Annotated in this window: 25 protein-coding genes; all 25 read left to right on the top strand. The window is 60.5% G+C overall.

Annotation, left to right across the window (positions count from 1 at the left end):
* Nucleotides 1-137 precede the first annotated feature (137 nt).
* The 25 genes from JFN93_RS22725 to JFN93_RS22605 all read left to right on the top strand — a co-directional run bounded on the left by JFN93_RS22725 (nt 138) and on the right by JFN93_RS22605 (nt 24,999).
* Complete coding sequence (locus tag JFN93_RS22725) at nt 138-812, top strand: site-2 protease family protein (RefSeq protein WP_199386723.1); 675 nt, start codon at nt 138-140, stop codon at nt 810-812.
* 62 nt (nt 813-874) lie between these two features.
* Nucleotides 875-1,696, top strand: coding sequence for a segregation and condensation protein A (locus tag JFN93_RS22720; protein ID WP_199386677.1), 822 nt, complete (start codon nt 875-877; stop codon nt 1,694-1,696).
* Complete coding sequence (gene scpB, locus JFN93_RS22715; RefSeq protein ID WP_199386676.1) at nt 1,686-2,285, top strand: SMC-Scp complex subunit ScpB; 600 nt, start codon at nt 1,686-1,688, stop codon at nt 2,283-2,285. Before JFN93_RS22720 ends, scpB begins: the two co-directional genes overlap by 11 nt.
* Nucleotides 2,286-2,430: 145 nt before the next feature.
* On the top strand, nt 2,431-3,231 hold the full coding sequence (gene amrB, locus JFN93_RS22710; protein ID WP_199386675.1) for an AmmeMemoRadiSam system protein B: 801 nt from the start codon (nt 2,431-2,433) through the stop codon (nt 3,229-3,231).
* Nucleotides 3,231-5,846, top strand: a complete 2,616-nt coding sequence (locus JFN93_RS22705; protein WP_199386674.1) for a CBS domain-containing protein — start codon at nt 3,231-3,233, stop codon at nt 5,844-5,846. The genes amrB and JFN93_RS22705 overlap by 1 nt, the downstream gene beginning before the upstream one ends.
* Before the next feature lie 258 nt (nt 5,847-6,104).
* Complete coding sequence (locus tag JFN93_RS22700; protein WP_199386673.1) at nt 6,105-6,479, top strand: hypothetical protein; 375 nt, start codon at nt 6,105-6,107, stop codon at nt 6,477-6,479.
* A gap of 215 nt (nt 6,480-6,694) precedes the next feature.
* The gene (locus JFN93_RS22695) at nt 6,695-7,735 is read left to right on the top strand and encodes a DHH family phosphoesterase (RefSeq protein WP_199386672.1); all 1,041 of its coding nucleotides are present in this window, start codon (nt 6,695-6,697) and stop codon (nt 7,733-7,735) included.
* 51 nt (nt 7,736-7,786) lie between these two features.
* Complete coding sequence (locus tag JFN93_RS22690; protein WP_199386671.1) at nt 7,787-8,917, top strand: aminotransferase class V-fold PLP-dependent enzyme; 1,131 nt, start codon at nt 7,787-7,789, stop codon at nt 8,915-8,917.
* Between the two features lie 357 nt (nt 8,918-9,274).
* Nucleotides 9,275-10,594, top strand: coding sequence for a PhoH family protein (locus JFN93_RS22685; protein WP_199386670.1), 1,320 nt, complete (start codon nt 9,275-9,277; stop codon nt 10,592-10,594).
* A 225-nt stretch (nt 10,595-10,819) separates the two neighbouring features.
* Nucleotides 10,820-11,848: a tRNA (adenosine(37)-N6)-threonylcarbamoyltransferase complex transferase subunit TsaD gene (gene tsaD / locus JFN93_RS22680; protein ID WP_199386722.1), complete on the top strand. Its 1,029-nt coding sequence runs from the start codon at nt 10,820-10,822 to the stop codon at nt 11,846-11,848.
* On the top strand, nt 11,848-12,675 hold the full coding sequence (gene rsmA / locus JFN93_RS22675; RefSeq protein WP_199386669.1) for a 16S rRNA (adenine(1518)-N(6)/adenine(1519)-N(6))-dimethyltransferase RsmA: 828 nt from the start codon (nt 11,848-11,850) through the stop codon (nt 12,673-12,675). Before tsaD ends, rsmA begins: the two co-directional genes overlap by 1 nt.
* 57 nt (nt 12,676-12,732) lie before the next feature.
* Nucleotides 12,733-14,085, top strand: coding sequence for a UDP-glucose dehydrogenase family protein (locus tag JFN93_RS22670; protein ID WP_199386668.1), 1,353 nt, complete (start codon nt 12,733-12,735; stop codon nt 14,083-14,085).
* 108 nt (nt 14,086-14,193) lie between these two features.
* Nucleotides 14,194-15,129: a UDP-glucuronic acid decarboxylase family protein gene (locus JFN93_RS22665; protein ID WP_199386667.1), complete on the top strand. Its 936-nt coding sequence runs from the start codon at nt 14,194-14,196 to the stop codon at nt 15,127-15,129.
* A 2-nt stretch (nt 15,130-15,131) separates the two neighbouring features.
* A complete protein-coding gene (locus tag JFN93_RS22660) occupies nt 15,132-15,464 on the top strand; it encodes an FtsB family cell division protein (RefSeq protein ID WP_199386666.1) in 333 nt (110 codons plus the stop codon).
* A 121-nt stretch (nt 15,465-15,585) separates the two neighbouring features.
* Nucleotides 15,586-15,753: a hypothetical protein gene (locus JFN93_RS22655; protein WP_199386665.1), complete on the top strand. Its 168-nt coding sequence runs from the start codon at nt 15,586-15,588 to the stop codon at nt 15,751-15,753.
* Entirely contained in the window at nt 15,750-17,411 is a 1,662-nt protein-coding gene (gene argS / locus JFN93_RS22650; RefSeq protein ID WP_199386664.1) for an arginine--tRNA ligase, read from the top strand. The genes JFN93_RS22655 and argS overlap by 4 nt, the downstream gene beginning before the upstream one ends.
* An 18-nt stretch (nt 17,412-17,429) precedes the next feature.
* Nucleotides 17,430-18,119, top strand: coding sequence for an SPOR domain-containing protein (locus tag JFN93_RS22645; RefSeq protein ID WP_199386663.1), 690 nt, complete (start codon nt 17,430-17,432; stop codon nt 18,117-18,119).
* Between the two features lie 45 nt (nt 18,120-18,164).
* Nucleotides 18,165-19,001 carry a response regulator gene (locus tag JFN93_RS22640; protein ID WP_215907844.1) on the top strand — a complete coding sequence of 279 codons (837 nt, stop codon included), beginning with the start codon at nt 18,165-18,167 and terminating at the stop codon, nt 18,999-19,001.
* A gap of 225 nt (nt 19,002-19,226) precedes the next feature.
* Nucleotides 19,227-19,409 (top strand): DNA gyrase inhibitor YacG, encoded by a 183-nt coding sequence (locus JFN93_RS22635; RefSeq protein WP_199386661.1) that lies wholly within the window; start codon nt 19,227-19,229, stop codon nt 19,407-19,409.
* A gap of 54 nt (nt 19,410-19,463) precedes the next feature.
* Nucleotides 19,464-20,864, top strand: a complete 1,401-nt coding sequence (gltX, locus tag JFN93_RS22630; protein ID WP_199386660.1) for a glutamate--tRNA ligase — start codon at nt 19,464-19,466, stop codon at nt 20,862-20,864.
* 492 nt (nt 20,865-21,356) lie between these two features.
* Nucleotides 21,357-21,566: an antitoxin MazE family protein gene (locus JFN93_RS25660; RefSeq protein WP_199386659.1), complete on the top strand. Its 210-nt coding sequence runs from the start codon at nt 21,357-21,359 to the stop codon at nt 21,564-21,566.
* Nucleotides 21,563-21,889 (top strand): type II toxin-antitoxin system PemK/MazF family toxin, encoded by a 327-nt coding sequence (locus tag JFN93_RS22620; protein ID WP_199386658.1) that lies wholly within the window; start codon nt 21,563-21,565, stop codon nt 21,887-21,889. Before JFN93_RS25660 ends, JFN93_RS22620 begins: the two co-directional genes overlap by 4 nt.
* A gap of 1,018 nt (nt 21,890-22,907) precedes the next feature.
* Nucleotides 22,908-23,405 (top strand): hypothetical protein, encoded by a 498-nt coding sequence (locus JFN93_RS22615; protein ID WP_199386657.1) that lies wholly within the window; start codon nt 22,908-22,910, stop codon nt 23,403-23,405.
* A gap of 34 nt (nt 23,406-23,439) precedes the next feature.
* Nucleotides 23,440-24,459 carry a hypothetical protein gene (locus JFN93_RS22610; protein WP_328754560.1) on the top strand — a complete coding sequence of 340 codons (1,020 nt, stop codon included), beginning with the start codon at nt 23,440-23,442 and terminating at the stop codon, nt 24,457-24,459.
* Between the two features lie 81 nt (nt 24,460-24,540).
* Nucleotides 24,541-24,999 (top strand): hypothetical protein, encoded by a 459-nt coding sequence (locus JFN93_RS22605; protein WP_199386656.1) that lies wholly within the window; start codon nt 24,541-24,543, stop codon nt 24,997-24,999.
* Nucleotides 25,000-25,182: the final 183 nt, after the last annotated feature.

Below are 25,182 nucleotides of genomic sequence, written 5' to 3'. Positions count from 1 at the left end.
GGTGTGACTGACTCTTTTCTCTGACTACGGTTCCTGTCCACTGATTTGACTTTACCTTTCCAATCTGTTAGAAAAAACCGCTTCAATCGACCGTTTACAGGGGCCCCATGGATTCCTTATTACAGAACTTTTCCTTCCTGCAGCCGTTCTTTTTCAAGGTCTCGGTGATGCTGGTCCCCGGGTTGCTGGCGATCACCTGCCATGAGGTCTCACACGGCTTTGTCGCGGACAAGTTCGGGGACAACACGGCCCGTAACCTGGGACGGCTCACCCTCAATCCCCTCAAGCACCTCGACATCGTCGGGACCCTGATGATCTTCATCGTGCACATCGGCTGGGCCAAGCCGGTCCCGGTGAACTTCAACAACCTGCGCAACCCGAAACGGGACATGATCTGGGTCGCCGCCGCGGGTCCGATCACCAACTTCGTCCTGGCCACCGTTTCCGCCTTCGCCCTTCGTCTCATGGCGCAACTCACCGTTCCGGACGGCTCGCTCCTGGTGGAGATCCTGAACCCCATCACCCTGATGCTGGCCTTCTCGGTGTACATCAACCTCCTTCTCGCCATCTTCAACCTGATCCCGGTTCCTCCTTTGGATGGGGGGAGGGTGGCGGTCGGGATACTCCCCTACCGGATGTCGTATGCCCTGGCGCGGGTCGAGCCGGTGGGGATGATCCTGATCATTCTGCTGGTGTTCTTCACCGATGTCTTCAGTTACGTGATCTCGCCGCTTTTGGTGTACGGCGTTGGTTTCGTCGCCGGCCCCCAGGCCAAGCTCGTTTTCGACGTCACCCGGATCCTGATGATGTGACGGGGTTCGCCTTGGGCCGACGTTTTTCATTGCCGCAGCATTACCTGTAAGAGGTTTCCCCTTTGGTAGAGCAAAACCCGCAGAGCACGCTTTTCTCCGATCCGCTCGAACCCGCCTATCTCGTCAATCTCGAGGCGTTCGAAGGCCCGCTGGATCTGTTGCTGCACCTCATCAAGAAGAACGAGGTGGACATCTACAACATTCCGATTGCGGCCATCACCGCCCAGTACCTCGAGTACGTCGAGCTGATGAAGGAACTCAACCTCGACGTCGCCGGGGAGTTCCTGGTCATGGCGGCGACCCTTTTGCAGATCAAGTCGCGCATGCTCCTCCCCCCCGATCCGGACGACGAAGAGGCGGCCGAGGTCGAGGACCCGCGCGCCGAACTGGTGCGCCGGCTGCTGGAATACCAGCGCTATCGTGAGGCAGCGACCACGTTGGTGTCCCGCGACCTCATGGGGCGCGACGTCTTTGCCCGCAAGTTCCTGGCCCCGGACCGGGCCGAACAGGAGCCGGAACAGGAGCAGATCGACGTGGAGCTCTTCGAGCTGGTCGAGGCGTTCCAGCGGGTGCTGAAGCGGGCGCCGGTCGCGCTTTTCCACGAGGTCGAGGCCGACGGCATCAGCATCGCGGAGCGGATTTCCCAGGTCCTGGACCTGGTCCGGGTGACGGGAAGCATCGCCTTCGAAAAGCTCTTCGTCGAGACCGCGACCCGGCCGCTTTTGATCGTTACCTTCCTTTCCGTCCTGGAGCTTTGCCGGCTCAAGCTGATCAAGATCACCCAGGTGCAGGATCTCGGCGCCATCTGGCTCGTCGCCAACGGCGAGGGTGAGGGGCCGGGGGATGACGAGGAGTTAGCTTTGGAGGGTGCCGTTGTCGGGTAAATCGCTGAAAAACATCGTGGAGAGCCTTTTGTTCGTGTACGACCAGCCGCTCACCCTGGACCGGCTGGCCGGGCTGCTCGAGGAGTTCGAGCGCTCCGACATCCGTGAGGCGCTGAACCAGCTCGTCGCCAAGTACCAGGAGGCGGACGGCGGTATCGTCCTGGTCCAGGTGGCGGGAGGCTACCAGCTGCGCAGCCGACCCGAGAATGCCGACTACATACGACGCCTCACCAAGGGGAAAGGGGTGAAGTTCAGCCAGTCCGCCCTGGAGACCCTGGCCATCGTCGCCTATCGTCAGCCGGTGACCCGCTCCGAGGTCGAATATCTGCGCGGGGTCGATTCGGGCGGGGTGCTGAAATCGCTTCTGGAGAAGAGGCTTTTGAAGATCCTCGGGAAGAAGGATGTGCCGGGCAAACCACTCATCTACGGCACCAGCCGGGAGTTTCTGGAACTGTTCGACTTAAAGGACATCTCCGCGCTCCCCACTCTCAAAGAGATCGAAGAACTGGTTCCGCCCGACCCGTTTGCCGATCAGCCCCAGCTCCCCCTCGAACCGGACGCCGCAGAGTCAGAGTCAATTGACAATTGACAATGGACAATTGACAATGAGGCTGACTCAAAGTCACTGACCTTGCTGATGAGCCCCGGGAGATGGTGCCCGATGCCCTCTCCCAAAGGGAGAGGGAGGTTCGTGGACTGCTGAATCGGCAACGATCCATCGGAAAGGAGGAGTTATGCTACGTCATCCGGCAGTGGCAGGGCAGTTCTACACGGACGATCCCGCGCAGCTCAGGAGGGAACTCGACCGGTTCATCGTCTCGGGCGAGCGGCGTCGCGCGCTGGGCATCATCTCTCCTCACGCAGGGTACGTTTATTCGGGAGCCGTTGCGGGACGGGTTTTCGGGAAGGTCGAGATCCCCAATACCGTGCTGGTCTTGGGCCCCAACCACCACGGGGTCGGCGCCCCTGCGGCACTCTATCCCGCCGGGGAATGGCTTCTTCCCAACGGCCGCGTCGCGATCGACCAGCGGCTCTCCGAGCTCATCCTGAAGCACGCCCCGTTCGTTACCGAAGACCCGACGGCACACCGCTTCGAGCACTCCCTCGAAGTCCAGGTCCCCTTCCTCCAGCACGAAAACCCCCACGTCACCATCGCCGCCATCTGCCTCGGCTTTTCCGATTTCCGGTCCTGCAGCGCCCTCGGTAACGCCCTGGCCGCCGCCATCACCGAATACGGCGACCCGGTTCTCATCGTGGCGAGCTCCGACATGACCCACTATGAATCCGCGGCTGCCGCCAAGGAAAAGGACCACCTGGCACTGCAGGAGATCGAGCGGCTCGACCCGGAAGCGCTGCTCAAGACCTGCCGGGCACGCAACATCACCATGTGCGGCGTGGTGCCGGCCACGGTCATGCTGGTCGCGGCCAAGGCGCTGGGCGCCACCTCCGCTCAAGTGATCAGCTACGCCTCCAGCGGCGAGGTCAACGGCGATTACGACCGGGTGGTCGGTTACGCCGCGGTGGCGGTCTGCTGATGGACGTCATCACCACCCACGTCAGCGCCGACTTCGACTGTGTCGGCTCGATGGTGGCCGCCCGAAAGCTCTACCCCGACGCGCTGCTCGTCTTCTCCGGTTCCCAGGAAAAGGGGGTCCGCGACTTCTTTCAGAAGAGCGGATCCCCCCTCCCCGAATTCACCCGCATCAAGGACGTCGACCTCGCCCAGGTGACCCGGCTCATCGTCGTCGACTGCCAAAGCGCCGCTCGGATCGCCAAGTTCGCCGAGCTGGTCGGCCGGGTGGAAACCCACATCTACGACCACCATCCCGCCTCATCGGGGGACATCCCCTTTACCTTCGGCGTCGTCCGCGACTGCGGTTCCACCACGACCATCCTGACCTGCCTCCTCATGGAGCGCGACATTTCGGTAACGCCGGCCGAGGCGACCGTCATGATGCTCGGGATCTACGAGGACACCGGAAACCTCACCTTTCCCTCGACCACGGTCGACGACTACCGGGCCGCCGCCTGGCTCCTGGAGCGGGGCGCGCGCCTGAACGAGGTGGCCGATTCCATCTCCCACGAGCTCACCGTGGAGCAGGTCTCCCTGCTCAACGATCTTCTGAAGTCGCTCAAGACCACCTCCCTCAAGGGGATCGACGTCTCCATCGCGCATGCCTCCACCGACCGCTACATCGGCGACGTGGCGACCCTGGCCCACATGATGCGGGACATGGAAAACCTCCAGGCCCTGTTCATGGTGGTCGGGATGGAGGACCGGGTCTATATCGTGGCGCGCAGCCGGGTTCCCGAGGTGAGGGTGGGGGAGATCCTCGAAGAGCTGGGTGGAGGCGGGCATCCCACCGCGGCGTCGGCCACCGTGCGCGGCATGACCCTGATCCAGGTCCTGGAGCAGTTGGAGACGGTGCTGCGCCGGCGGGTGAATCCCCGGCGGGTGGCGCAGGATATCATGTCGAGCCCGGTGATCACCCTCCCTCCCGACTGCACCATCACTGCCGCCCGGGAACTTTTGGTCCGTTACAACGTAAGCGCGATGCCGGTGGTGGCCCGCGGCAAGGTGAAGGGGGTCATGTCCCGCAAGATCGTGGAGAAGGCGCTCTACCACAACCTGGGTGGCGTGCCGGTCTCCGATTACATGCACTCCGAGTTTCTCACCGCCCGAACCGATACGCCGATCAACGAGATCCAGTCCTACATGCTGGGGCAGGATGCGCGGCTGGTGCCGGTCCTGGACGACGGGAAGCTGGTCGGCGTCATCACCCGGACCGACCTCTTGCGCTACAGCTACGGCGGGGAGGCGCTCTACGACCTTGCGCGGGAGACCGGGCCGGCGAAGAACCGGATTGTCGGGTCGCTGCTGAACAAGACCCTCCCCCCGAGGGCCAGGGAGATCCTGGTCAACCTGGGCAAGGTCGGGGACCGGCTCGATCTCCCGGTCTATGCGGTCGGCGGCTTCGTGCGCGATCTGCTGCTCGGTTCGGAGAACCGCGACGTCGACGTGACCGTCGAGGGGGACGGGATCCTCTTCGCGGAAACCTTCGCCGCCGAGTTCGGCTGCCGCGTCAAAAGCCACGAGAAATTCGGGACCGCGGTCCTGGTCTTTCCCGACGGGCACAAGATCGACGTGGCGAGCACCCGTCTGGAATACTACGTGTCACCGGGGGCGCTGCCGACCGTGGAGCGCTCCTCGCTGCGGATGGACCTCTACCGGCGCGACTTCACCGTGAACACCCTCGCCATCCAGCTCAATGCCGCCTCCTTCGGGCTCCTCATCGATTTCTTCGGGGCGTATCGCGACCTGCACGACGGGGTCATCCGGGTGCTGCACAACCTCTCCTTCGTCGAGGATCCCACCCGGGTCTTCCGCGCCATCCGCTTCGAGCAGCGGCTCCACTTCCGGATCGCCCGGCACACGGAGAACCTGATCAAGAACGCGGTTAAGATGGACTTTCTGGAAAAGCTGGGGGGCAGACGGCTTCTCGCCGAGCTGGTGCAGATCCTCAAGGAAAAGGAGCCGCTGAGCGCGGTCTGGCGCCTGGAGTCGCTCGGTCTTTTGCGGTTCATCCATCCGGCGCTGGAGGCGAGCCCCCCCAGTCACGATCTCATGGAGGAGGCGCGCGACGTCATCTCCTGGTTTGAACTCCTCTTCCTGGAGCGGCGCTACGAGCGGTGGGTCGTCTATTTCCTCGCCCTGTGCGATTCCCTTTCTTCCGAAGCCTTCGAGGGGGCCTGCGCCCGTCTGGCCCTGAACGTCCACTTCCAGGAAAAGCTCAAGGAGATGCGCCGTTCGGCGGAAGAACGGATGGCGAACATGGAAAAGCGGCTTTCCCAGCAGGGAAGGTTGGAAAACAACGAGATCTACTACTTCTTCAAGGGGCTCTCCGTGGAGGTCCTCCTCTACCGGATGGCGAAGAGCGGCAACCCCGAACTCAAGCGCTGCATCTCCCTGTATTTCACCAAGTTGGACAGCGTCCGCACGTCAATTGACGGAACCGACCTGCAACGGATCGGGGTACCGCCGGGGCCGCGCTACCGGGAGATCCTCGACGCCGTCCTCTCCGCGAAGCTGAACGGGGTGGTTTTCAGTAAGGAAGAGGAAATCGCGCTGGCGAAGTCCTACCTGCGGTAGGTGTGGTGAAAACGCCACAGCTTCGTTATATGGCCGGAACCGATCAAGGTGTTGATTTATCGAACATCTGCTGTCAAATAACGGACTACTGATGTGGGAATGCCACATTAGAACCGAAAGTTTCACCCCTTCATTTGCCTCTGTGGCCCGCTTCTAACCTGCTTTTCTTATAGAAACGATGACTTAGCTCTCTGGCTGATTTGTTGGCCCTCTTTTTGCTATTGTTTCGGCAACCAAACAACTACCGAGGGCTACCCAATGAACCGAATCAAGCGCGCCGCAGCCATTACCGTAACCCTGCTCCTGATCGCCACCCCCTGCCTGGCTGAAAACACCTTCGAAACCGTCTTCAAGGACGCCTTCTACGGTGGGCTTACCGGTGCGCTGGTTGGCGGGGCCGCGATGGTTTTCACCAAGCAGCCCGGCAAGCACTGGGATTACGTCGAGTACGCCGGCGCGGGCGGGGTCCTGGTTGGCGCGGCCTACGGTGCGGTTGTCGCGACCAAGTCCCTCGCTGAATACGACAACGGCCACATCAAGTTCTCCATGCCGACCATCAAGCCGGAATTCCGCGAGGCGAAAGGGCAGACGAACTTCGTGGCGATGGCCGAGATCTTCCGCGGCAAGTTCTGAACCGGTTGAACGGACATAGATGACAAAAGGGGCGCAAGCCCCTTTTTTTATGGGCGCGGTCTGAACCGTTGCTGTCGCGCTCCTGCTGCGACTAATATGGAAGCAGAAGCCGGGAAATCTTGCCATATGATAGGGGCAGGATACACTTCATGAGTTTTCGAGCCGGCCAACACCCATGTGGGAACGATCCCACGGCTTTTAAAAAGGGTTCCCTGATGGTTCCTTATCAAAGACAGGATGACGTGAAAGGGTACACCGATGCCATGCTCACCTGGGTGAGCGGGCGGGGACGCATCTTGATCGTGGTGCACGACAACCCCGACCCCGACGCCCTCGCCTCGGCGATGGCGCTGCGCCACCTGTTCGCCGTCCGCTTGAACCGGGAGGCGGTGATCGCTTTTTCCGGCATGATCGGGCGCAGCGAGAACCTCGCCATGGCGACGCTGCTCCAGATCCCGCTCACCCCGTTTCCCATCATCGAGCTCAAATGCTTCCAGGTCATCTGCCTTTTGGACAGCCAGCCTGGCACCGGGAACAACTCGCTTCCTCCCGAGGCCCGGGTCGACATCGTCATCGACCACCACCCGATGCGGGAACAAACCGCGTCCTGCAAATGGGTCGACATCCGCCCCGAATACGGCACCACGGCCACCATCCTCTACGAATACCTGAAGGTCCAGGGGGTATCGGTGGGGACCAAGCTGGCCACGGCGCTTTTCTACGCCATCAAGTCGGAGACCCAGGACCTCGGGCGCGAGGCGCGCCATCCCGACCGCGAGGCCTATCTCTCGCTCTTTCCGACCACCAACAAGGTGCTCCTCAACGGGATCACCCATCCGCCGCTGCCGCGGGAGTATTTTGTCGCGCTGCACGACGCCCTGGAAAACGCCCACTGCTACGGCAACGTCCTCGTTGCCATGCTGAAACGGGTGCAGATTCCGGAGCTGGTTGCCGAACTCGCCGACCTGCTGCTCCGGTTGGAAGGGGTGGAGACGGTCCTTTGCATGGGGCACTTCAACGAGGAGATGGCGCTGTCGATCCGGACCTCGAACGAGTCGATCAACGCCGGGGCCCTGATCCGTTCCATCGTCACCGGTTACGGCACCGCCGGGGGGCACGGCATGATGGCCGGAGGGAAGATCGACCACGTCCCGGCACTCCCGGAGGCGATCGCGGCGATGGAAGAGCTGATCACCAAGCGGCTCCTCGCCGAGCTCGGCGTGGAGGTGACCGAGCCGGATCGGCTGATTCGCTGAGCCCTGCGAAACGGGTTGCCAAAGCGGCATATTACATGCTAGTTATTGGTTATGTCTGTCTTCCTCGATAACGCTGCAACTTCCTTCCCGAAGCCGGAGGCCGTCTACCGGGCCATGGATTCGATGATGCGGGAGGTTGGGGTCGCTCCGGGGAGAGGGAGCTATAGCCAGGCCATAGCGGCAGCGCGCCTCGTTTTCGATGCGAGGAGGGCGTTGGCCGCTTTTTTCGGCGTTGCCGATTCCTCGCGTCTGGTCTTTACCCACAGCGCGACCGAATCCCTCAACCTCGCCGTGAGCGGACTTTTGAAGCCGGGTGACCACGTCGTTTCCACCTCGATGGAGCACAACGCGCTGCTGCGCCCGCTGCTTCTGGCCCGCAGTCGCGGGGTCGAGGTCAGCTTCGTCGCTGCCGGCCGAAACGGGGTCGTCTCCGCCGCCGACGTGGCGGCGGCGCTGCGTCCCACCACCCGGCTGGTCGCCCTGGCTCACGCTTCCAACGTCACCGGTACGGTGCAGCCGGTCGCCGAGATCGCGCGCGAGGCCAAGCGCTGCGGTGCGCTGGTCCTGGTGGATGCCGCCCAGACCGCGGGATATCTCCCCATCGATGTCGCCGAACTGGGGATCGATCTGCTGGCCGCCCCCGGACACAAGGGGCTTTTCGGTCCGCCGGGGACCGGGATCCTCGCCGTCGCGCCCGGGGTCGATCTGGACCCGCTGGTGGTCGGGGGGACCGGAGGGAATTCCGGAAGCGGGGAACAGCCCACCGAAATGCCGGAGCGCTACGAAAGCGGCACCATCAACACGCCGGGTATTGCCGGCCTGGGGGCCGGAGTGGAATTCGTCCGGCAGACCGGGATCGAGGCGATCCGGAAGAAAAGCGGCGAGTTGACGGGACAGCTTCTGGAAGGGATGCGGGGGATTGCCGGTCTGCAGCTGTATGGGACCGACGCTCCGGAGCGGGTCGGGGTGATTTCGTTCACCATGGAAGGAAAGGACCCTGCCATCATCGGCTTCCAGCTCGATCGCAGCTACGACATCGCGGTCCGGGTCGGGCTTCAATGCGCCCCCGATGTGCACAAGACCATCGGGACCTATCCCGCCGGTACCATCAGGGTGAGCCCGGGGTTCTTCAACACCCCGGAGGACATCGAACATTTTCTGAAAGCGCTGCGGGAGCTGTAGCCGTCGAGAAGGGGGACAGGCACCTGCGGAGCCAGTCCCCCGTATCTGCTGAAGCACCAACGTACTCCCGGAAAGGGAGAAAGGGCTGCGGAAAAATATTTCTGCAGCCCGCTTCGTCACTACCGATAGATAATAAAAGCAGGAGATGATGTGTTGAACTGGCAGTAAAGCATCAGATGATCCGTCCCAGAAGCGCTGCTGACTGGGACCGCATCGGGTAAACCCACTTCAAAGGGAGGGGGAAGACGAAAACAACGGACCAAACAGATTCCGCATGCTCACTTCCCCACTTCATGCCAATACGGGGAGGAATGTAAACTGGCTACCGAACGATGTAATACAATGCAAGGGGTGGATATGAAGAAAATTTATGTTCTTGATACCAATGTCCTTCTGTACGATCCGCAGGCCCTCAACCGGTTCGAGGACAACTCGATCATCATTCCGATCACCGTCATCGAGGAGATCGACCGTTTCAAGAAGGACATGAACGAGACCGGGCGCAACGCACGCCAGGTTTCGCGGCTGATGGACTCCCTGCGCAAGGAAGGGTCGCTCTCCGAGGGAATTCAGCTCGAAAGCGGCGGCCTGCTCCGCATCGAGATCTACGAGGAACAGGTTCTCAAAAGGCTTCCACCCGAGCTTCGCGAGGAGCGCGGCGACAACCGCATCCTGGCGGTCGCCGTCGACCTGATGGAGTCCGAGCCCGCCGTTCCGGTCATCCTGGTCACCAAGGACACCAACCTCAGGATCAAGGCGGACGCCTTGGGCCTGGAGGCGCAGGACTACGAGTCGGACAAGGTCGCCATCGACGACCTCTTCACCGGCGTCGCGAACTTCACCGTGGGCGCCGAGATGATCGACCGCTTCTACGGCCAGGGATTTTTGAACCTGGAGGAGTCGCTCTACCCGAACCAGTTCGTGTCGTTATCCGAGATCGGCAACCCCTCCCACAGCGCCATCGGCCGCTTCGACGCCACCGCCGGCCGGGTCGTCCCGCTGCGCGGCAGCGGCAAGGAAGGGGTCTGGAGCGTCTTTCCGCGCAACCGGGAGCAGTCTTTCGCCCTCGACGCCCTGCTCGACGACGACGTGAAGATCGTCACCCTGGTCGGCAAGGCGGGTACCGGCAAGACGCTGCTGGCCATCGCGGCCGGTCTGCACAAGACCGCCGAGGAAAACGTCTACAACCGGCTTTTGGTTTCCCGTCCGGTCTTCCCGATGGGGCGGGACCTGGGCTTCCTCCCCGGTGACATCGAAGAAAAGCTCACCCCGTGGATGCAGCCGATCTTCGACAACGTCGAGCTTTTGCTGACCGGGCACGAGAACGAAAAGCGCCACAGCAAGGGATACAAGGAGCTGATGGCGATGGGGATTCTCGAGATCGAGCCGCTCACCTACATCCGCGGCCGGTCGATCCCGAACCAGTACCTGATCGTGGACGAGGCCCAGAACCTCACCCCGCACGAGATCAAGACCATCGTCACCCGCGCCGGAGAGGGGACCAAGATCGTGCTCACCGGCGACCCGTACCAGATCGACAACCCGTACGTCGACGCGGAGAGTAACGGCCTGACCTACGTGGTCGAGCGCCTGAAGGACCAGAAGATCTCCGGCCACGTCACGATGACCAAGGGGGAGCGCTCCGAGCTCGCCGAGCTCGCCGCGAACCTGCTGTAGGTGCGGTCTGAAGTAACCCCATCCTCACCCTGTCCCTCCCCTTGAAGGGGAGGGGACCAGGAGGGCTGCCTCCCCTTCAAGGGGAGGGGACGTGTTGGGACGTTTCAGAAGTCAGAAGTATTTTCACCCGGAGCCGCTCTGCGGCTCCTGCTCATTTTCAGGGGCCGGTTTTTTTAGGCTCCATCCGGGAGGGTAGTGCTGCGCCTTGCCGCGCGGCAGACCGCTATGCTCGTTCTCGCCATCGAATCCTCATGCGATGAAACCGCCGCCGCCGTCGTGCGCGATGGCCGCTCCATCCTCTCCAATATCGTCTCCTCGCAGATCAGCGTCCACGCCGAGTACGGCGGGGTGGTCCCGGAGATCGCCTCGCGCAAGCATCTGGAGGCGGTCGCCACCGTGGTGACCACCGCCCTGGATGAGGCCGGCGTCGGGCTGGACGACATCGAGGGGGTGGCGGTCACCCAGGGGCCCGGTCTGGCCGGCGCGCTCCTCGTCGGCATCTCCGTTGCCAAGGGGCTCTCCTTTGGCCGCGGCGTGCCGCTGGTCGGGGTGAACCACATCGAGGGGCATCTCCTGGCGGTCTTTTTGGAACAGCCGGTCGAGTTCCCGTTCATCGCCCTGGCGGTGTCCGGCGGGCATTCCCATCTCTACCGGGTCGACGGGGTGGGGCGGTACCGGACCCTCGGCCAGACCGTGGACGATGCCGCGGGGGAGGCCTTCGACAAGGTCGGCAAGCTGATCGGGCTTCCCTATCCGGCCGGCGTCGCCATCGACCGGTTGGCCGTATCCGGAAACCCGCAGGCGATCCGCTTTCCCCGTCCCCTCATGCATGACGGCACCTTCAACTTCAGTTTCTCGGGACTGAAAACCGCGGTCCTCACCCACGTCCGGAACCATCCGGAGGCGGCCGGGGCCGGGATCAACGACCTCGCGGCCTCCTTCCAGTCCGCCGTCTGCGAGGTCCTCACCCACAAGACCGCCGCCGCCATCGAGGCGACCGGCATCCGGCGGCTGGTGGTGGCGGGCGGGGTCGCCTGCAACAGCGGCTTGCGCCAGTCGATGCGGCAGCTTTGCGACGCGCGCGGCATCGAGCTGTCCCTTGCCTCCCCCCCCCTTTGCTCGGACAACGCGGCGATGATCGCCGTCCCGGGCGATTACTATCTCGAAAACGGAGTGGCGAGCGGGTTCGACCTCGACGCCCTTCCGGTATGGCCGCTGGACCAACTGGCGGCACGGCTTCAAGGGGAGCGTTGATGATGCAGCAGCGGCACCGCGCCAAGAAATCGTTTGGACAGAACTTCCTCGTGGATAACGGCGTCCTGGAGCGGATCGTCTCCTGCGTCGATCCCGCCGATACCGACGCCATCCTGGAAGTCGGGCCGGGGCAGGGGGCCCTGACCCGGCTCCTCGCCCAGCGGGCGGGGCGGCTCCTCGCCATCGAACTGGACCGGGATCTCCTCCCCATCCTGGACCGGGAGTTCGCCGGTTCTCCCCAGGTCGAGGTGGAGCATGGCGACGTCTTGCGGGTCGACCTCCCCAAGCTTCTCTCCGGTCGGCATCCGGGCCGTTGGAAGGTGGCCGCGAACCTCCCGTACAACATCTCCTCCCAGGTCCTCTTCCGGTTCCTGGAATGCGTCGAGCTTTTCGAACGGCTGGTGCTCATGCTCCAGAAGGAGGTCGGCGACCGGCTGGTGGCCCAGGCGGGATCGAAGGAGTACGGTGCGCTCACCGTGCTTTTGCGGCTCCACTTCGACATCCGCCGGGAGTTCATCGTGAAGCCCGGCTCGTTCAGGCCGATCCCGAAAGTGGATTCCGCGGTCCTCACCTTCACTCCGCTCCCCGCCCCGCGCGTGGAGGTGGGCGATGAGCGGGTGTTCCGCCAGGTGGTGAAGGGTGCCTTCAGCCAGCGGCGCAAGACGCTTTTCAACGCGCTGCGCGCAAGCGCCATCGTCGACGATGCGGTCCTGCAGGATGCCCTGGCCAGCTGTGGCATCGACGGGGGACGCCGGGGGGAAACCCTCTCCCTGGACGAGTTCGCGGCCCTTTCCCTGGCCCTTCAGGCGGGGAAAAATCTGGCCTAACCGTGCATCTTTGTGCTATATACGACTGCTAATTCTAATTTTTAAGGGGTGGGCGCCATGAAGATATGTGTCATCGGTTCCGGGTATGTCGGCCTGGTTGCTGGTACCTGTTTTGCGGAAAGCGGGAACAACGTAATCTGTGTCGATGTGGACGAGGCGAAGATCGAGGGGCTCAAAAAGGGGATCATCCCGATCTACGAGCCGGGGCTCAAGGAGCTCGTGCTGCGCAACTGCGAGGAGGGACGACTCTCCTTCACCACCGATTTGGCCTACGCGGTCAAGGAATCCCTGGTCAACTTCATCGCGGTCGGTACTCCGCCGGGGGCCGACGGTTCCGCCGACCTGCAGTACGTTCTCTCCGTCGCCCGTTCCATCGGGCAGCACATGGATGGCTTCAAGATCATCGTGGACAAGTCCACCGTTCCGGTCGGGACCGCGGACAAGGTTCGGGTTGCCGTCGCCGAGGAGCTGGACCGCCGCGGGGCGGCGCTCGAATTCGACGTCGTCTCCAACCCGGAATTCCTCAAGGAAGGGGCGGCGATCGACGACTTCATGAAACCGGACCGGGTCGTGATCGGCTGCGATGACGTGCGGACCGCGGAGATCATGAAGGAGCTCTACTCCCCCTTCATGCGCAAGTCGAACCGCCTCATCGTGATGGATGTGCGCAGTGCGGAGATGACCAAGTACGCCGCCAATGCCATGCTTGCCACCAAGATCACCTTCATGAACCAGATCGCGCTTTTGTGCGACCTGATGGGGGCCGACGTCATGGCGGTGCGCGAGGGGATCGGCTCGGACTCCCGCATCGGCTACGACTTCCTCTTCCCGGGGGTCGGTTACGGCGGCTCCTGCTTCCCCAAGGACGTCAAGGCGCTGGCCAAGACCGCCGAGGAGTGCGACTACGACTTCATCCTGCTGAAGGCGGTCGAGGAGGCCAACTCCCGGCAGAAGAAGGTCCTCTCCGACAAGATCCAGGCGCGCCTGGGGAACGGCGGGGCGAAGCCTCTGGCCGGAAAGACCATCGCCATCTGGGGGCTTTCCTTCAAGCCGCGCACCGACGACATGCGCGAGGCCCCGTCGGTCACCATCATCGAGCGCCTGCTGGAAATGGGGGCCGCGGTGCGGGCCCACGATCCCGAGGCGATCAAGGAAGCCAAAAAGATCTTCGGGGACCGGATCACCTACAGCACCAACCAGTACGACATCCTGAAAGATGCCGATGCGCTGGCGATCATCACCGAGTGGAACGAGTACCGCAACCCGGACTTCGAGCGGATCGGCAACCTCCTGGTGCAAAAGCTCATCTTCGACGGCCGTAACCTGTACCTGCCGAACCGGATGAAGCAGGCGGGCTTCGAGTACCTGCCGATCGGCCGCAACGGCAAGGTCTGCAGCGAACTCGTGTAGTCTGCACCGGTCCTGGCGAGCCCAGGCTCCCCGGGCGGTTTTCCTTCGGCCCGGCCGCATTCGGCACCACGGTGCCTGGTGTGAAATCCTTTGGTAAGAGGTATGACCATGCGCGTTCTGGTTACCGGCGGTGCCGGGTTTTTGGGGTCCCACCTCTGTGAACGACTGCTCAACGACGGGCATGAAGTCGTCTGCCTGGACAACTTTTTCACCGGCAGCAAGCGGAACATCCGGCACCTGCAGGACAGCCGCAACTTCGAGCTGATCCGCCACGACATCACCCAGCCGATCCTCCTCGAGGTCGACCGGATCTACAACCTGGCCTGTCCCGCGTCGCCGATCCACTACCAGTACAACCCGGTGAAGACGACCAAGACCAGCGTGATGGGGGCGATCAACATGCTCGGGCTCGCCAAAAGGGTCAAGGCGCGCATTCTCCAGGCCTCCACCTCCGAAATCTACGGGGACCCGCAGGTGCACCCCCAGGTGGAATCCTACTGGGGCAACGTGAACACCCTCGGGCCGAGAAGCTGCTACGACGAGGGGAAACGGGTCGCCGAGACCCTGATGATGGACTACCACCGGCAGAACAACGTCGACATCCGCATCATCCGGATCTTCAACACCTACGGGCCGCGCATGGCGAAAAACGACGGGCGGGTGGTCTCCAACTTCATCCTGCAGGCGCTCAAAGGCGAGGACATCACCGTCTACGGCAAGGGGGAGCAGACCCGCTCCTTCTGCTTCGTCTCCGACCTCATCGAGGGGATGGTGCGGATGATGAACGCGCCGAACTTCATCGGGCCGGTGAACCTGGGCAACCCGACCGAGACCACCATCCTCGAGTTCGCCGAAAGGATCATCGAGCTCACCGGTTCCAAATCGAAGATCAAGTACGAGCCGCTGCCGGCCGACGATCCCCAGCAGCGGCGCCCGGACATCACCCTGGCGCGGACCGTGCTCGACTGGGAGCCGACGGTTCCCCTCCAGGAAGGGCTCCTGCAGACGGTGGAATATTTCCGATCCGTGCTCGGAATGGGGTAAGCATGCAGAAGCGGTTTGTTTTTTTTCCCGCGATCATCATCCTCTTCATCCTCTACTTCACCGTTTTCGGCGAGCGGGGCCTGCTGCGGATCAGCCACCTGCGTCGTGACCAGGAGGAGATGCAGAAGAAGCTGACCGACCTCAAGGGAGAAAACGACAAGCTGAAAAGGGAGATCGAGGCGCTGCGCAGCGATCGCCGCTACCTGGAAAGCATCGCCCGCCGAGACTTCGGCCTGGTCCGGGGCAACGAGGTGATCTACCAGTTCCCCCAGGGGGACCGCAAGGCGGCGCAGCCGCCGGCGGCGCCGGGGGCGCCGGTGCCGGCCAAAAAGTAGGGCACCCCGTTACATTGCCAATCGAAGTCCTCCGGTACGACGGGGGGGCGGGGAAGGTGCGGCGCGAGGCCGACGGCTTCCCGCGGCTCCCCGTTTGCACTCGTGAGCAAGAGGGAATTCCATGACACAAAGGCAGCACTGTGTGGTCTGTGCCTGGCGGGAAAACTGCGCCAAGAAGTTCTGCGTGACCGACGGGGGGGCGCGCTGCCCCGATTTTTCCCGTGACGTCTCCATCAAGAGCGAACCGGATCAGCACCAAGAAACCAAGAAGGGAGAACAGAGCATATGAAGGAGCAGCTGCGCGCATGCATCCTTAACGAAATCGAGGGTTGCTTCGCCGACGGCACGCTTTCCTCGGGGATACTGCCGACCATCACCGTCGAGAAACCGGCTCATGCCGAGCACGGCGATTTCGCCACCAACGCGGCCCTGCAGATGGCCAAGGCCGAGCGCAAGGCCCCGCGCGCCATCGCGGAGATCATCGTCTCGCGCCTGAAGGGGAAATCGGATCTCATCGAGTCCGTCGAGATCGCCGGGCCCGGGTTCATCAACTTCTTCCTGAAGCCCTCCGCCTGGCGCGAGACCCTGAACCGGATCGTGTCCCAAGGGGCCGAGTACGGCAAGAGTAGCGTCGGGGCCGGCAAGAAGGTCATGGTCGAATTCGTCAGCGCGAACCCGACCGGCCCTTTACACATCGGCCACGGGCGCGGTGCCGCGACCGGCGACGCGGTCGCCTCGCTGCTCAAGGCTGCCGGCTTCGACGTCACCCGCGAATACTACATCAACGATGCCGGCAACCAGATGAACACCCTGGGGTTGTCGGTGCTGCTCCGCTACCTGGAGCTTTTGGGCGAGACCACCGAATTCCCCGCCGATTGCTACCAGGGGGACTACATCAAGGACATCGCCCGCGACGCGGTCACCAAGTACGCGGACAAGTACCAGAAGGTTTCGCGCGAGGAGGGGGTCAAGTTCTTCGCCAAGCTGGGGGGGGACCTGATCCTGAAGGGGATCGACGAGGACCTCCAGGACTTCGGGGTCCGCTTCGACAACTGGTTCTCCGAGCAGTCCCTCTTCGACGAGGGGAAGGTCGACGCGGCGGTGAAGGAGATGCAGGGCAAGGGGCTCATCTACGAGCAGGAGGGTGCCCTCTGGTTCAAGACCACCCAGTTCGGCGACGACAAGGACCGCGTCGTGGTCCGCTCCAACGGCGTCACCACCTACTTCGCCTCCGACATCGCCTACCACCGCGACAAGTTCGCCCGCGGCTTCGACTGGGCCATCGACGTCTGGGGCGCCGACCACCACGGCTACGTGCCCAGGCTCAAGGGGATCGTCCAGGGGCTCGGCCGCAGCGCCGACGATCTGGGGATCATCCTGGTCCAGCTGGTCGCCCTTTTGCGCGACGGCGTTCCCGTTGCCATGTCCACCCGAAGCGGCGAGTTCGTCACCTTGAAAGAGGTCGTGGACGAAGTCGGCCGTGACGCGGCGCGCTTCTTCTTCCTGATGCGCCGCTCGGACAGCCAGCTTGACTTCGACCTGGAGCTTGCCAAGCGGCAAAGCGCGGACAACCCGGTGTACTACGTCCAGTACGCCCACGCCCGGATCAAGAGCATCTTCGAGACCGCCCGGGAGCGGGGTTTCGAGCTCAAGCTGGACGGGGTCGATCTCTCCCTTTTGGACAACGCCGAGGAGATGGACCTGGTCAAGAAGCTTTCCCAGTACCCCGAGGTCCTGGAGTCCAGCGCGGTGAACTTCGAACCGCACCGGATCACCTATTACCTCCAGGAGCTGGCGGGCGGATTCCACAGCTTCTACAACAAGAGCCGGGTCATCACCGAGGAACCGGCCTTGACCGCTGCCCGGCTGTACCTGTTGCACTGCGTTGCCATCACCTTGAGCAACGCGCTTACCTTGTTGGGGATCTCGGCACCGGAAAGGATGTAACAAGCAGGGGATTCACTGATGGTAATGGATTACCGCGACAAAAAACCGATTCAAAACAACACCGAAAAAAGGACCGTAGCCAAGAACAAGGCGCGTCGCGAGCCGATCGGGCTCATCGCGCTCGTTTCGGTGATTGCCCTTTTGACCAGTTTCGGTGCCGGAGTTCTCACCGGCTGGCTCATCTTCAAGGGGCGCAAGCCCGCCGCTCCGGTCGCTGCGGCTGCGCCGGCGGCGAAGAAGGACGAGCTTCCTCAGCCTTCGGCCAAGGCGGGTCCCGCCGGGGCCGAGCCGCTCACCTTCTACCATACCCTGCCGCAGGGCGGGAAGGCGGCGTTGGGGAGCGGCATGAATCCGAAAAAGGATGACAAGAAGTCGAACGCCGTAACGACCGTCCCCGTCGCAGCCCCGGCTCCGGCCGATGCCGCTGGCGGCGCCGCGGGTGCTCCTTCAGCCGCGGGGGCTGCCGGTGCCGCCAAGGAGGGGGGTACCCGATACGTGGTGCAGACCGCCTCCTACCGGGACAAGAAGGAAGCGGAGGCGGCACGCGAGAAGCTCTCCGGCAAGGGGCTCGCCGCCTACGTCGTCGAATCGAACACGCCGGAAAAGGGACTCTGGTTCCGGGTCCGGATCGGGAAGCACCTCAGCCGCGAGGAGGCCAAGGGACTTGCCGGAAACGCAGGGCAGGGGGCTATTGTCGTAGCCGAATAGGCCCGTGACGCAGGTTCTCCCGGGTCCATCCGACGAGGTGGTGTGATGCAGAGAAAAAGGGTGGGGGAGATCCTGGTCGAAAAGGGGATCCTGACCGTGAAAACGGTGGATCGCATGGTGGAGATCTCCAAGCAGCGCCACAAGCGGATCGGGGTGGTTCTCGAGGATTTCGGCCTGATCAACAGCGAGGAGCTGGCCGAGGTGCTCGCCACGCAGCACGGCTGCCGGGTGATCAACAATTTCGCGCAGCACAATTTCCCCCCCGAACTGCTGGCGCTGATCTCCGCCGATGTCGCGATGCAGAACCAGATCTTCCCCCTGAAGCTGGAGGGAAACCGGCTGGCGCTGGCGATGGCGGACCCCGCCGAGAACCGGATCGTGAAGAACCTGGCGGTCAATCGGGGGCTCAGCATCATTCCGTTTGTGGCCACCACCACCGAGATCTACGAGGCGATCTGCCGAAGTTACCTGCAGAAAGAGATCACCCAGTCGGAGGCGCCGACCGTGCTGGTAGCCCAAGAGGACCGGCTGGTGCGTACCATGCTCTCCGATGTCCTCGGCAAGAGCGGATTTAGGGTGGTAGCGGCGATCGACGGGCTGGAGGCGTACAAGACGGTCCTCATCGAGCGCCCCCAGGTGATCGTCACCGATCTTTTTCTCCCCAAGCTGGACGGCTACGGTCTCTTCGATTCGCTGCAGTCGGTGCCGGAACTGAAACGGATACCGGTGATCCTGGTTGCCGATTCGATGCACCCGCAGGATGAGGAGAAAGCCTTCGAGCGCGGCTTTTTCGACTTCATCACGAAGCCGCTCCGGGAGAGCACCGTCATCAGCCGCACGCGGCGGGCGCTTCTCTTCTACGACCGCAAATACATGATCTGATCAGTGATCCAACCCCATCCTCACCCCGACCCTCCCCTTGAACGGGAGGGAGGTGGAACCCGACTCTCGTTGACAGTTCTTTCGGCAACGTGTTGAAATGCTTATAGTAGCACCTGAAGCATCTCGCCGCGTCCCCTCTCCTTCAAGGGTTGGGTGCGAAAGCACGGGGGCAACCGACAGGGTGAGGATGGGGTTATTACCCGAACGAAAAAAGGTTGCCACGCCATGACCACCATAAAATGTCCGCAATGCCGCAAGGAGACTACCCTGGAGGGGAACCCGAACCGTCCCTTCTGCTCCGAGCGGTGCAAGTTGATCGACCTCGGGACCTGGGCCACGGAGGGGTACCGCTTCCCCGGTGAAAAGGCCCCCACCCGAAGCGACGACGAAGAAGAGCCTTCCGAATAAATCCCGCCGCCTCGCATCCGCATCCGGCAAACATCACGATCGAAGGAGTTACTGATGTCCGAAGTACGCCTGCGTTTTGCGCCCAGCCCGACCGGCTATCTCCACGTCGGCGGCGCGCGTACCGCTCTTTTCAACTGGCTTCTCGCCCGGAAGCAGCACGGCAAGTTCATCCTCAGGATCGAGGACACCGACGTCGCCCGTTCCACCCAGGAGTCGGTCGACGCGATCCTCCAGGGGATGACCTGGCTCGGCCTGGATTGGGACGAAGGGCCGTTCTACCAGTCGGACAACTTCCCCCTTTACAAGGAGTACGCCCAGAAGCTGTTGGACAGCGGCAAGGCCTACAAATGCTACTGCACCGCCGAGGAGCTCGAAGCGAAGCGGGAAAGTGCTCTGAAAGAGGGGAGAAAGCCGAAGTATGACGGCACCTGCCGCAACGCACCGGACCGGCCGGGCCAGCCGTTCGTGATCCGTTTCAAGGCCCCCGAGGAGGGGACGACCACCTGGAACGACCTGATCAAGGGACCGATCTCCTTCGAAAACCAGGAGCTCGACGACCTGATCATCCAGCGCACCGACGGGACCCCGACCTACAACTTCGTCGTGGTCATCGACGACGCCACCATGGGGATCACCACCGTCATCCGCGGCGACGACCACGTCAACAACACCCCGCGCCAGATCCTTCTCTACGAGGCGCTCGGCTTCCCGGTCCCCGTGTTCGCGCACGTCCCGATGATTCTCGGCGCCGACAAGACCCGCCTTTCCAAGCGCCACGGCGCGACGAGCGTCATGGCCTACCGCGACATGGGCTTTCTCCCCGAGGCGATGGTGAATTACCTGGTGCGTCTGGGGTGGAGCTTCGGCGACGAGGAGATCTTCTCGCTGGAGGACCTGATCCAGAAGTTCAGCGTCGAGAACGTGGGACGCTCCGCCGGGGTGTTCAATCCCGACAAGCTCCTCTGGCTGAACGCGCATTACATCAAGACCGGCGATCCGGTCCGCCTGGCCGAGCTGGTCACCCCGTTTCTCAAGGAGCGCGGCGTCGATCCGTCCCAGGGCGGACCCGAGCTGGTGGCAGTGGTCAAGACCCTGCTGGAGCGGGCCAAAACCATGCTGGAGCTCGCCGACGGTGCCGTCTTCTATTACAAAGGGGACTTCGAGTACGACGAGAAGGGGGCCGCCAAGGCGTTCCACGCCGAGGCTCCTGCGCTGCTCCGTCTGGTGGTCGAGAAACTGGCCGGGCTCTCTTCCTGGACCATGGAGTCGATCGAGGCCGTCTTTGCCGAGGTGATGGCCGAGAAGGGGATCAAGCTGGGGCAGCTCGGACCCGCGGTCCGTCTGGCCCTTTCCGGCACCACCGCCTCCCCCGGCATCTACGAGATGATTCTCGTCCTGGGCTTGGAGGAGACCCGCAAGCGGGTAGAGCGCGCCATCGCCTTCATGGAGAAATAGCGGCCAAAGAAAAGGGGACTGGCACCTACGGTGCCTGTCCCCCTCTCAGCTGAATAAGTTTTGAGACACACGAAAAGGGGGCGAAAGCCCCCTTTTTTTGTTCGTAATCCTTTTGGAATCGGATTGTCCACAGTAGACGGCACTTTCTGGTGGAGGTGCAAATGCTGTAGGAGCGACATTCCTGTCGCGATCAGTCTCAGGATACAGCAAGGTAGCTGCTTACCCTGTGGGAGCGCCTTTCCAGGCGCGATCCGCCGAAGGCGGCAACAAAGGTTGCGGTTGATTCGCGCCTGGAAAGGCGCTCCCACAGAAAAAGCGACCACCCTGGTAGGTCGCGTTGAGGAACGAAACGCGACATTCCCTCCCGATACGTCGGCGGTTTTTCCCTTTATGCCCGCGCCACTCCCCCCTTTTCTTCCCCCCTCGTTCTACCATTTCGTTGACGATATAGCCTGTTACATGTAACATTCCCCGGAAGCTAGGAGGTGTGAAGTGCAGGCGAATAAACAACGGGTACATAACTACCGGCAAAAACTACGGGCGGCAGGCTTCAAACAGGTGCAGATCTGGGTTCCTGACCCGAAGGCTCCCGGGTTCGCCGAGGAGTGCCAAAGGCAGTCCCTTCTGGCACAGCGGGACGTGAATAACCTTGAGGATCTGGAAGCTTTTGCCGCTGCCGCAGACTGGGGGGATGAACCGTGAAGCGGGGCGACTTGGTCTTGGTCGCTGTGTCGGGAGACTACGGCAAGCCGCGGCCTGCCCTGGTAATTCAGACCGACTTCTTCGGTAGCCATCCAAGTATCACGGTCTGCCTGGTGACCTCACATTTGCTTGATGCTCCCCTTTATCGGCTTCGTATAGAGCCTACGGTGAAAAATGGCCTCCAGGTGTCTTCGGAGATTCAGATCGACAAGATTATGACTGTGCCAAGAGAAAAGGTTCGTACGGTTATGGGCGAGCTCAGTGACAAGGATATGGGCGCAGTTACGAAGCTCTTGGCGCTGTGGGTCGGAATAGCCGGGTGAGGCGTATGCCGACTTGAGCAGAGAAGGGGACTGGCACCTACGGTGCCTGTCCCCCTTCAGTTGAATAACTTTGAGCCTCGTAGGTCGCGTTGAGGAACGAAACGCGACATTATCCGATGTAGAGAGAGTTGCAGCAAAAGAAAGGGGGGCGAAAGCCCCCTTTTTTGTTGGGATCGAATGTCCCCGCCAGGCGGTACCCTGGAGGTGAAGGTACTAATACGGGTAGGAGCGACATTCCTGTCGCGATCAGCCTCAGGAATATAGCAAAGTAGTTGCTTACCCTGTGGGAGCGCCTTTCCAGGCGCGATTAACCGCAACCGTTGTTACAGCCTGCGGCGGATCGCGCCTGGAAAGGCGCTCCCACAGAAAAAGCGACCACCCTCGTAGGTCGCGCTGAGGCACGAAGCGCGACATCCACCTAGCCTGCAAGCCAACAAACATCCGCTGATTAACGCAGACACACCCCACTCATCTTTCCCATCGAATCACCCCGCAACGATCATCACTCCCGCCGCGACAAATCCAACCGACTGTATGAAAGTTCGTCCCACCCAAAAGCAGAGGAACGACCGAGTCGCCTTTGACACCTTCCTCTCAATTATTTCTGCCCTCATCGGTTAATCATATGCATAACATATAGAATTGACACAGTTTTGCCCTAGATTTCCCGTTGACATTGAACCATCTCTACATGTATTAAAGCTTTGAAATCCTTGAAGATGGCTGGAATCTGGACCCATAAAATGGGTTGGTCCAGGCCTCGGGGGGCTGGACCATAGGGGTGTCAATAGATCATACCCGGTCCCATGCTGGCCCCCCAGGCTAATTAAATCAAATAGGACCAGGGTGCCTATATAAGGAACTTGAATGTGGCCTATATAGGTACCTAGTTCCCTATATAGGTGATTTGTTACTTATATAAGGAACCTACCCGGACTGTTCAACAGGTAGTTGGCTGGTAAAGGCGTAGGCACCTTCGATTGCTTCAGAGCTGTCAAGTTTTTCAGGAGACTTATCGTTGAAGCAATTGAACAAATCATTAGCCATTGTCTGCTCCATCGTTTTCCTGGCCTTCCTATATTGGCTCACCTCTCCCCCGCCTCTTTTATACCTGGCGTTTCTTGTGGCAGGTACCGGAGTTTGGGCTCTGCTGGCATGGTTAGGTACCACTGTCCGAAAGCCTCTCGGTTCCTACCCAGCAATCGGTACGAAAAATGTTGTGACACAGGGCATCTACCGCCTGTGTGTTACAGCAGGCGGAAAATCGGTCCAGGTTGATTCTGATCGCGCTAACGTCAGCATGTTCGGAATCACGGAGATTCGACAAGATCTTAACATTTATGGGGATGTCATCGAATTCCTTGTAGAAGAGGAAGACGCGGGAAAATGTCGAGTCCAAATCTATGGACGCAGAAGGATGTCCTCTAGGATGTTTTTCTCTCAAGATGAGATGAAGGCTTATCGCTACGACGCATTCAAGATACGGATGCTGCTCCAAGAAATAATCAACATTTGAAACGAGGCTCCCAACCAAGCGCGAGGACCGGTCTGTGCGCGGTCGGGTAAAGCGGGATAAAAGCCGATGGGAGCCGGGCGCTTCGCCGGTCACCCTACAAACGTTGGGCGAAAATACTACGATTAAATGCGAGCAACAAACGAATATGTCCGAAATGGGATTGCTACTATCTGAAGCTGTCATGTTAGCGGTTGGTATCAATGCGTTTGAACCATATATTTATAGGCTCGAAAAAGATTACGCTGAACAAAGGTTTATTGATTGGCCGACAATAGTTCTTGCGAATACCGTTCAGGCAACTACTATCTCGTTATTCAAACTACTTCCGTCTGGCTCACAGTTTGAGGATGGTGTTAGACAGTTTTCAATACTATCTGTATTTAAAACATTTTGGCGAATCGTCAGGTTTAAACATGGAAGTAAAGAACTTCTTGATAAGCGATCCATAGCAACTATGATTCGGAATATTGTAGATACACACGATGTTCTTGAAATGATGGTAAACACTAAAACACCAGACGAGTTTTGTCTCCACAGAGACATCTTAGGGTACTACATTGCCAACAGAACCTACGCTGTTCAGAATCACATTGATAAACCTAAGGCTCAACAATTTTACAAAAACGTGCAACAAACCTATTGGACTAAAATTCAAAATTCTCCCCTCTACACAAAGGCAATAGAACGAGTCAAAAAAGGGGAATCTGTATTTTACAGGAGTCGGCGTGAACGAGTATCTGGGGTTTGCGGAGAAAATACTGATTTTGTGATGGGAGTGCTGGCAGACCTTTCAACATTTGTGCATTCCATTCCTCCGTCAATCTGGATGAAAGATCTAGGAAGTTTGTATAGCGACAGCGAGGATAACAGAGACATGGTTGCGATTTGGTTAAGGGTCGGCAACTTCTACTATGCTAAGGTGATGGAGATTGTCTTAAATCAAACTGGTTACGAAAAATCGTTTGAAATTTTAAAATATTTAGAACGATACGAATCGCTATTTTCGCAGCCAGAAACAGTAGATGGACACGATACAAATGATGCAGTCCAGTAAAGAGCCAACAAAGCGTAGCAGCGGCCATGCCGCTGTACTCTCAGCGTTGGGTGAATACGATATGAAGCATGAGAAACAGTGATGACAACTCACAAGAACACTCCCGACAGATTCAAACTTATTCTACAATTTATCGTTTTCTCTCTTGGCGGTGGGCTTCTTCTATTGCTCATCTCAATGTTTGGCGGTTTTTTCGCCTTCTTCCCACATGCAGATTTCGGACGGGTGCTGCTGTCGTTATTGCTGATTTCAGTGAGCGTAAATGCATGGCGGTTTGTCGTCCAATGGAAAAAACTGCGAGTCCAAGAAGAATCCGGGGAAACACCTGATTATCAAAACCCAAAGAACATCAAACCATTTCAAGTCGTCATACTATGCGTGGAAATACCTTTAGTGGTTGCCGGATATGCGATCTATGAGTTGTCTTCAAAGTTCGCTGGTCAAGTATGTTACGGTGTAGCTGTAGTCATCGCTGTCCTTGAAATAGTGTATCTGAGGCTTTATCGGAAGCCCAATCAGAACACGCAACCAGGCCGGTAGAGCGGAGAAGCCCCGCTCACCGCCCGCGCCGTTGGCCCAAGAAGAGATAAGATGATTCCATATGATTTTGAATATAACGACGGATATCACGAACACCTAAAAATCAGGTTCTTCCGCAGAATGTGTGGGTAACTGAGGCGTTCGCATAGGGGTGAGCAGCGCCCCCAAAATAGAGCATCCCGC

It is taken from the genome of Geomesophilobacter sediminis (genome assembly GCF_016458275.1).
GTDB lineage: Bacteria > Desulfobacterota > Desulfuromonadia > Geobacterales > Geobacteraceae > Geomesophilobacter > Geomesophilobacter sediminis.
This window is presented reverse-complemented; position numbering and strand designations above follow the sequence as displayed.